This is a genomic window from Gilvimarinus gilvus, assembly GCF_030518155.1.
Classification (GTDB): domain Bacteria; phylum Pseudomonadota; class Gammaproteobacteria; order Pseudomonadales; family Cellvibrionaceae; genus Gilvimarinus; species Gilvimarinus gilvus.
Window position 1 is genome coordinate 1 of sequence record NZ_JAULRU010000336.1, and the last position, 355, is coordinate 355.

Here is a 355-nt window from a genome sequence, read left to right on the forward strand (position 1 = left end):
AGCGAACTGGCGATTATCACCACGCAGCAGGCGGAGGAAGCGGACTACAACCTGAGTCCGAGCCGATGGGTTGGACAGAACGGCAACGCGGAGGTCGGCTCGATTCCGAATCTCTTACGCGAGCTCGAACAACTCAACGAACAAGAAATCAGCCTTACATCCAACCTGCTGCAACTCTTGCGTCCGCTGGCAAAGACGGAGGATGCATGACATTTGAATCGTGGGCTACCGAATCTGTGGCTGATTGCATTGTCCCGGTTTCCGTCGCGGGCAAGACCAAGATTCAATCGCGGGACTACAAGTCGTCGGGGCGCTTCCCTGTCATAGACCAAGGGCAAGAGCGGATTGCGGGCTG

General features: G+C 56.6%; 1 protein-coding gene. It reads left to right on the forward strand.

Going from position 1 to position 355, the window contains the following annotated elements:
- Positions 1-210: hypothetical protein (locus QWI17_RS05690; protein ID WP_302721547.1), on the forward strand; the 210-nt coding region annotated here is incomplete at its 5' end.
- Between the last annotated feature and the right edge of the window lie 145 nt (positions 211-355).